Annotated in this window: 9 protein-coding genes; 7 read left to right on the forward strand and 2 right to left on the reverse strand. The window is 41.8% G+C overall.

The window, feature by feature from the left end:
- Positions 1-16 precede the first annotated feature (16 nt).
- Complete coding sequence (locus IBX40_08855) at positions 17-694, forward strand: hypothetical protein (protein ID MBE0524421.1); 678 nt, start codon at positions 17-19, stop codon at positions 692-694.
- 163 nt (positions 695-857) lie between these two features.
- Here the strand turns inward: IBX40_08855 and IBX40_08860 are convergent, their stop codons facing one another.
- Positions 858-1,067 carry a TOBE domain-containing protein gene (locus tag IBX40_08860; protein ID MBE0524422.1) on the reverse strand — a complete coding sequence of 70 codons (210 nt, stop codon included), beginning with the start codon at positions 1,065-1,067 and terminating at the stop codon, positions 858-860.
- A gap of 124 nt (positions 1,068-1,191) precedes the next feature.
- Between IBX40_08860 and IBX40_08865 the strand changes: the two genes are divergently transcribed.
- The 3 genes from IBX40_08865 (at position 1,192) to IBX40_08875 (ending at position 3,654) form a co-directional block, all read left to right on the forward strand.
- A complete protein-coding gene (locus tag IBX40_08865) occupies positions 1,192-1,557 on the forward strand; it encodes a helix-turn-helix domain-containing protein (GenBank protein MBE0524423.1) in 366 nt (121 codons plus the stop codon).
- Between the two features lie 118 nt (positions 1,558-1,675).
- On the forward strand, positions 1,676-3,013 hold the full coding sequence (locus IBX40_08870) for a cobyrinate a,c-diamide synthase (GenBank protein MBE0524424.1): 1,338 nt from the start codon (positions 1,676-1,678) through the stop codon (positions 3,011-3,013).
- A gap of 5 nt (positions 3,014-3,018) precedes the next feature.
- Entirely contained in the window at positions 3,019-3,654 is a 636-nt protein-coding gene (locus tag IBX40_08875; protein MBE0524425.1) for a small multi-drug export protein, read from the forward strand.
- Positions 3,655-3,680: 26 nt separating this feature from the next.
- Here the strand turns inward: IBX40_08875 and IBX40_08880 are convergent, their stop codons facing one another.
- Complete coding sequence (locus IBX40_08880; protein MBE0524426.1) at positions 3,681-4,298, reverse strand: flavodoxin family protein; 618 nt, start codon at positions 4,296-4,298, stop codon at positions 3,681-3,683.
- A gap of 182 nt (positions 4,299-4,480) precedes the next feature.
- On the opposite strand from IBX40_08880, the gene IBX40_08885 reads away from it, so the two are divergent.
- From IBX40_08885 to IBX40_08895, 3 genes are all read left to right on the forward strand, one after another.
- Entirely contained in the window at positions 4,481-4,999 is a 519-nt protein-coding gene (locus IBX40_08885) for an Hsp20/alpha crystallin family protein (GenBank protein ID MBE0524427.1), read from the forward strand.
- Positions 5,000-5,043: 44 nt separating this feature from the next.
- Positions 5,044-7,209: a CDC48 family AAA ATPase gene (locus tag IBX40_08890; GenBank protein MBE0524428.1), complete on the forward strand. Its 2,166-nt coding sequence runs from the start codon at positions 5,044-5,046 to the stop codon at positions 7,207-7,209.
- Between the two features lie 147 nt (positions 7,210-7,356).
- Entirely contained in the window at positions 7,357-8,202 is an 846-nt protein-coding gene (locus IBX40_08895) for a hypothetical protein (protein ID MBE0524429.1), read from the forward strand.
- Positions 8,203-8,283 lie beyond the last annotated feature (81 nt).

Genomic DNA, 8,283 nt, shown 5'->3' on the forward strand with positions numbered 1-8,283 from the left:
TTTTGCTGATGCGAATATGAAAACATTAACAATATCATTTTGTGTGCTTTTTCTTGTGATGATGTCAGCCCTGCCTGTATCTGCAGAGCCTGAGTTATATTTTGGAGATGTTAAGACACTGGAGGATAGATCTAAGATCGTATCATTGATGGTCAGGGATGTAAATGATCTAGGTTCAAGTGATGCCATTATTGAATTTACTCCATCTGAAGGAGTCAGGGTTACAGATGTAACATCAGGAGATGGGAATGCTCTTATTGTGCAGGATAAGGATATCGACAACATAGCAGGCTTAGTGCGGATTCTAGCATGGGATGTAAGTACAGCTCATAGCGAGGATGTGGTTATTTGTAATATTGCATATACTGGAAGTGATTCGAATCCGTTTGAAATCGGTCCCGCAGAATTATTCGATTATACCTATAACAAGATTCCGCACTCTGGAAACAATGACATTGATCGTTCCACTGTTAATCCCACTGCAACAAAAGTCGCAGATGATTCTGCCACAAGCGTTGCAACAGTATCTGGAGGAAAAGCAGATGGTGAAGGTATTGTTGTCGAATCCACAGAAATTGCAGACGAGACTAATGGGTCATCCGGGGAAGATAAAAAGGGTATTCCCGGGTTTGGATTATTGACTTGTCTATCGGTTATGTTGATTACGGTTCGACTATTGCGTGAAGACAAATGAATGAGGTTATTGAACCTCATTTGTTTTTTTATGGTACACTGAGCCTGTGGCAAATCTGGCGAGGTAGTTACCTGGTGTATTCCTCCAAAATATAAGAATTAAAAAAAAATTGCAGACGTTTTTATTTGATTGATTCAATCGTAGTTTTAGCCTCAGGTTTCATTCAATGCGTAGCAACCATCACATTTGTTGATTTAATTATTGCGTAGACCTCTTTTCCTTTAGTCAACTCTAAATTTTCTGCCGATTTTTTTGAAATTATAGAAACAATCTCTACTCCATCTGACAGTTCTATCATTACTTCCGAAGTCACCATACCATGATTTATATTTTTTACTTTGCCTTTTAAAACATTCCGCGCACTTACTTTCATTGCAATTCCCCCTTTATAATAAGGTTTCTTCTTATGTCTCATTAAAGTATCGGTCTCATTGAAGGTGTGTATAGTCCCGAAAAGATTTCGAATCAGATTTTGCCCAAAAATATTTGTTCAGAACGTGAAGCTGAACAGAAGAAAAATTTGTTATATTATCAATCATAAAAAGAAAGGAGAATCATGCGAGATAATCGCTGAAGATATCAAAATATCAAAGAGAAGAGTTGAACAGATATGGAAAGAATATCATGAGACTGGGGAAGAGCCATTAGTTAGAAAGAATCTGGGCAGACCAAAGAAAGCGGTAATTCCTGAAGAAGTTGAAATAATCAAAGAAGCTTTTAACCGCTTCAAGTTCGGGGCAAGAATGCTTGAACCTATCATTGAAGGATTATATAATATTCACATACCTCATAATCGAATTCACATGTACTTGCTTTCAGAAAGTCTAGCAGGAGGAGAATTTTACCTGAACTTGAGAAAATGAGTTTGATTTCACGATCTAGTGCGCCAGTCATTTCTCCCCGGAAGTAAGAACAATCACCATCACCGTGTTTGAAAATAGGTTAGTTTATGATATATCATTTACACAAGAGAAAAACATAATGACAAACGCGGTAATGATCGCCGGCACCCACAGCGGTGTAGGCAAGACCACAACCGCCCTGGGATTGATGGCAGCAATGTCTAAAAGGGGCAGGTCGGTCCAGCCATATAAAGTTGGCCCGGATTTTATCGATCCCACGCATCATACAGCCATATGCAGCACCCCATCCAGGAACCTGGATACATATATAATGGGTACACAGGGAGTCCATGAGTCCTATGCCAAAACCCAGGGAGCTGACATTTCTATAATCGAAGGCGTCATGGGACTTTATGACGGACTTGATTCTACAGATACAGCCAGCAGCGCTCATGTGGCAAAGACCCTGGGTGTCCCGGTGGTACTGGTTGTCAATGTGCATGGCATGTCCCGCAGTGCAGCTGCGGTGGTAAAAGGATATCAGGCGATGGACCCTGAAGTCAATATTGCTGCATTAATATTGAACAGAGTAGGCAGTCCACGTCATCAAAAGCTGGTAGAAGATGGACTAAAAGGTGCAGGGATTGATATTCCTGTCATAGGAACTCTGCCGACAAATAAAGAACTTTCAATACCTTCCAGACATTTGGGGCTTTATATGGCACATGAAGAAACCCAGGATTATGGAAAACTGGCAGATTTCATAGAATCTAATGTAGATCTGGATGCTCTAATAGAGATAAGTTCATTGGCCTACGATCCACCAAAGTCTGTTGTAGTAGAGCACCGGCGGGCTGATGTAAGAATTGGTGTAGCAATGGATGGGGCATTTTGTTTCTACTACCAGGATATGCTGGATGATCTGAGAAAATGGGGGGCACAAATAATTGCCTTTAGTCCAATAACTGACGAACTGCCCAAAGTTGATGGTCTGATACTGGGAGGCGGTTATCCGGAACTGTATGCACCCCAGCTATCATCAGGTACAGCACTAGATGACATCAAAAAGGCAGCCCAGGACGGCATGCCAGTATATGCAGAATGCGGCGGCCTGATGTATCTTGGCAAAATCCTTGAAGTGGATGGGAAGACATATACAATGGCGGGGGTATTGGATACCGAATCAAGAATGGTACAGAGGTTCCAGGCTCTTGGTTACACCCAGGCCGAGGTGATTCACGATAATCCACTGTCGTTGAAGCACCGATCCGCCAGGGGTCATGAGTTCCATTATTCAATAACAGATGTGCAGCGTGATGCCAAATTCGCTTACAAGATGCAGAGGGGAAAAGGCATTCAGGATGGATGGGATGGGATTATGGCTTACAATACCCTGGCAAGCTATATGCATACCCACCCGGCTTCAGTGTCAATGGAGCGGTTTGTAGAAGCCTGCAGAAAGTATAGCAGACAATGATGAATATGAAATTTGAAAAAACAGAGTCCCATAAACTCCTGACTGCAATGTTTATAACCGGCGTGATATCAGCAATTATTATCGTACTGGTTTTTAGAGATAGAGGAGCTTTCTGGGAATTCTCATTGATTTTCGGTACCCAATTTTTGTCAGGGCGGGAAATCGCAATGCTGCATGGGGCTTCTAAGGAAATCTCACCCGTTGTTATGATCTCGGCAAGTTTTTTGACCGACATGGCTGCCATGCTGGTCGGGTTGCCAATATTCGTTCTTTTTTATGAAGAGTTAAAATCAATTCGTGCAATGGCACCGTTTATGATTTTTTCAGAGACCATTACCTCAGATAAAAGCAGCGTTTTGCATAAATTCGGGTGGGTTGGTCTTTTCATTATATGTTTCATCCCGTTTCAGATGACCGGAGCACTTGCGACATCATGTTTTGCAAAGCTCCTGGGTTTTCCCGTGCGGGAGATATTGCCCGTTGTTTCCCTGGCATCCTTGACTGCGTCAATGGTATGGGCCATGACTGCTGACACTGTGATGAATTATCTGGGTCCTGTCCAGCAATATATCCCATTTTTCATTGTTTTTTTGGTGATTTTTATTTTGATCTATAATTTCACTCACTATAAAAATAAATGAAATTAATCCCTTCATATTCTACATCATTATCCTTTCTTTGGAATATCTATTCCTTTTGTTAAAGCCAGGGTCTTCATCATGTGGTTCATGGTCTTACGCATGGATTTGTGCCCTTCCTCATCCTCGGCTGCACCTTCAGCTAACCGGTCCTGGGACCAGTACGTGCCGCCCAGGTTTGCACCGAATGACCCGCCGCCTACCGGAATCATCTCACTGATAATATAGAAATGATGGATGGACTGAATGGCTATTTCCTGCCCGCCTACTCTGTCGCCGCCTACTGCCAGTGCTGCACCTACCTTGTTGCGTAGTATGTCAGGGTCCTTTGCTACCATAGCCCGGCAGCGGTCCATCATGGTCTTGGTCTGGGCGCTCAGGTTACCCTGATAAACAGGCGTACCAAATATGATACCGTCAGCCCATTCCAGGGAATCGTAGAACTCAATCATATCATCTTTATGTACACAACCCATGCGGTTCTTTACGCAATAGTCACAGTGTATGCAGAAATTTAGCTTCTTTCCCATTGCAGAAAAATACCTTGTTTCCACTCCATATTTTTCTTCAATGTATTTGAGGGACTCCTGTACGATATAATCAGTAGCACCCTGCCTTGGACTTCCGGATATTCCAAAAATTTTCATCATTATTATACTTCCCTAAAAATATTAATTGAAATAATATATGTTTTCTTGTTAATAATTATTATTGGCTCATATTACTAATCGATTCCTACCCTCTCTAGTAAAAAGAATTGGGCAAGTTTAAAATACTTATACAATACAAACATACAATTTATTACTAAATTTGCGTGAGGTGTAAGTAAATGTGGAGAAGAAGACCCAATAGGGACATATTCGACGAAATGGATCATGAGTTCGAAGAGATCAATGATATGATGGAACGAATGTTTCGGACAATCCGGTCACAGGCAAACGTTGAACCAGGTAAACCTCTGGTCTATGGTTTCAGCATGAAAGTCGGACCTGACGGAATTCCCCATGTGGAACAATTCGGAAATGTCAGACCCACAGGAAAAGGTATGATCAGTGGTGATGTGAGGGAGCCTTACTCATGCAATATCCTGAACAGTGAAAAGAACCAGTTATGTATCACTGCAGAGATGCCAGGTATTACCAGGGAGGATGTGACTGTAGATGCTACTGATACTGTAGTTACAATTAAGGCCGAAACCAAGGACCGAAAATATTTCAAGGAAATCCTCACAAATGCTCCTATCGACCCTGACAGTGGAAAAGCAAAATACAACAACGGAGTCCTGGAACTGACATTCGAATTGAAAGGTGATATAAAACCAAAAGGCAAAAAGATCAATGTGGATTAATTCTGAAATTAAATCAATATTAACTCAAGCTGAGGATATGGTACATGGCAGATGAAGTTCAAGAAATCAATTTAAAGGTAGAAGAGTCAAAACAGCAAGATGTAAACAGGGGAATAGCTCGTATCGACCCCCAACAGGCAGAAAAACTGGGACTCGAAACTGGTGATGTCGTAGGTATTATCGGAACCAAGGAAACTGCCGCTATTAACTGGCCAGGATATCCCGAGGATATGGGACGAGAGGTTATAAGGATCGATGGCAGTATTCGCCGAAACGCAGGGGTTGGTATCGATGATAAGGTTAAGATCAGGAAAATAAAAACTGATCCCGCCAGTAAAGTGGTTTTTGCTCCCACCGAAGATTTGAAGATCATAGGTGGCGGAGAGCAATACCTTTCCCAGGTAATGGATGGCAGAGTCGTTACCAGAGGCGATCTTATTGAACTGAATGTAATGGGTCGCAAACTGCAATTAATGGTAACAAACTCCACACCACACACAGAATCTGTTATTATAGGATCCAAAACAAAGATCGAGATCAGCGAAAAACCTGCTTCTGAAGTAAAGGTCATTCCAAGGGTCACGTATGAGGATATCGGCGGCCTGGGAGAAGAGATCAAGAAAGTCAGGGAAATGATCGAACTTCCCATGAAACATCCCGAACTCTTTGAACGGCTGGGCGTGGAGGCACCCAAAGGTGTGCTGTTGCACGGTCCACCCGGTACGGGTAAGACCTTGCTGGCGAAAGCGCTGGCCAATGAAACAAATGCCAATTTCCAGACATTGACCGGGCCTGAGATCATGAGCAAGTTTTACGGTGAATCAGAGGAGCGTCTGCGTGAACTGTTCAAGGAAGCCGAAGAAAATGCACCCAGTATAATATTGATCGATGAGATCGACAGCATCGCACCAAAGCGCGAAGAGGTCACAGGCGAGGTTGAACGCCGGGTAGTGGCCCAGCTTCTGGCCCTGATGGATGGACTGGAATCCCGTGGAAAGGTGGTGGTGCTGGGAGCCACCAACAGGGTCAATGCATTGGACCCTGCACTACGCCGGCCTGGTCGGTTCGACCGCGAGATCGAGATCGGAGTGCCTGATAGGAATGCCAGGCTTCAGGTCCTGCAGATCCATACCAGAGGTATGCCGTTAGCTGAAGATGTGGAACTTGAGAAACTGGCAGATGTGACCCATGGGTTTGTGGGGGCAGATCTGGCTGCACTGACCAAGGAAGGGGCAATGCGGGCCGTGCGAAGGGTGCTACCTGAGATCGACATGGAAGAGGAGACCCTTCCTGCAGAAGTGCTTGAAAAATTGAATGTCACCAAAGATGATTTCATAAAGGCATTGAGTGAGATGGAACCATCTGCATTGCGGGAGGTATTCGTGGAATCGCCAAATGTCAAATGGAATGATATCGGCGGACTTGCGGGTCCAAAACAGGAACTGGCAGAGGTTGTGGAATGGCCATTGAAATACCAGAAGGTGTACGAGAACATGAATGCAGAGATCCCAAAGGGCGTGCTGCTGTACGGTCCGCCCGGGACCGGTAAGACCTTACTGGCAAAGGCCGTAGCCACTGAAAGTGAGGTTAACTTCATCAGTGTAAAAGGTCCGGAATTATTAAGCAAATGGGTAGGTGAATCTGAAAAGGCAGTGCGTGAAACCTTCAGGAAAGCCAAACAGGCCGCTCCATGTATTATATTCTTTGACGAGATCGATGCCATCACACCCACCAGGGGTCAGAGTTTTGACAGTCACGTGACCGAACGTGTGATCAGTCAGTTCCTGGCCGAACTGGACGGACTGGAGGAACTCCACGGTGTAGTCGCTATTGCCGCCACTAACAGATTTGATATTATTGATAAGGCACTGCTCAGGCCTGGCAGATTCGACAGGATGGTGGAGGTACCTGTACCCGATGATGCAGCCCGTCTTGAGATATTTAAGATCCACTTGAAGGACAAACCGATATCTGATGAAGTGGCCCTTAATAAGCTGGTACGTGAGACAAGTGGTTATTCAGGAGCAGATATTTCAGGTGTTGTGAATGAAGCGGTAATGCTGGCCATACGTGATTATATCCAGTCCGGCAGATCTGCTGACGACGAGGAGGAAATAAAGAAATACAAGATTGGTCCAGATATTTTCAAGAAGGCCCTGGAAAAGGTCAAACCTGAGAAGGAAAAGAAAGAATTTGGAATGTATACCTGAAAGTTGAAAAAACCAGTTGAAATTGAGATTTCCAATTTAATAAACCTCATCACATCTATTTATTTACAGAAACCTTAATGATTTAAAAAAAAACAATTAAAGTTGATAGTAATAATTGATTTCAAATCATTTTTTGGAGCAAAAGATATGAAAACAAAACCAATTAAGGTGGGATTGATTCAGCTTGGAGATTTCATTAATGTTCCAAATGGAATTGAATCAATAAAGAAATTTATGAATGGCAATCAAAAAATGTTTGACTTTTCTAACATTGCAACTATATCAAGCGATAATCTCGGGCTTCCTGAACTAGATAACCTATACTATAGTGATCAACAGCTTTACAATCTTATTGAATTAACAATAAAAAATAATATTATCCAAGAAGATATTGAAATTATCTTTGCAGTAACATCATTAAGAATTAGTGAAAAAGATTTGTTTGAAAAAGATGGAAATGCATGTGATGATTTAGATTTTTTTAGCGTTAGGAATATCAAAAAGAAGATTGGAATTATATCTGTAACTCAATGGATGTTGAATTATGAAGATAAGTCATATCGATCGACAAAACAATTTGTAGCGTTTAATATTATTCCATTGCTTTGTGAATTTATTTTGGAAAAATCACTACTTCATTTTGATTTTCGACATTGTATATTTGATAAATGTTGGGATCCTGATCAAATAATTAGTGGTATCAAAAAGGCGAGAATAAGTCCCACTTCAAGAGAACAACTTTTAGAGGGGCTTTCTCATGAACAAATCAAATGTTTAGAAAAAATCCTTCAAAAAGTTAAACGGCCACCAATAAGTGAAATTCTCCGCCATTTTCAAGAAAATTCAACAATTAATTTGTTTTTATTTGGTATTGTTCTTAGCACAGTCGTTACTTTTTTTTCTAATATTGCATTATTACCTTTAATATTTTTACTTATTTTTTTAGGTACGATTTTTTGGCAATATTATTGGCCATCTGGCAAGTTAGGGTAACTCATAAAATAACAAATGATGACATTATAGTATCCTCTCCAAATTGATTGGTAATTCCGAAAATCAACAAATGCATTTCCA

It is taken from the genome of Methanosarcinales archaeon, assembly GCA_014859725.1.
Lineage (GTDB): Archaea > Halobacteriota > Methanosarcinia > Methanosarcinales > Methanocomedenaceae > Kmv04.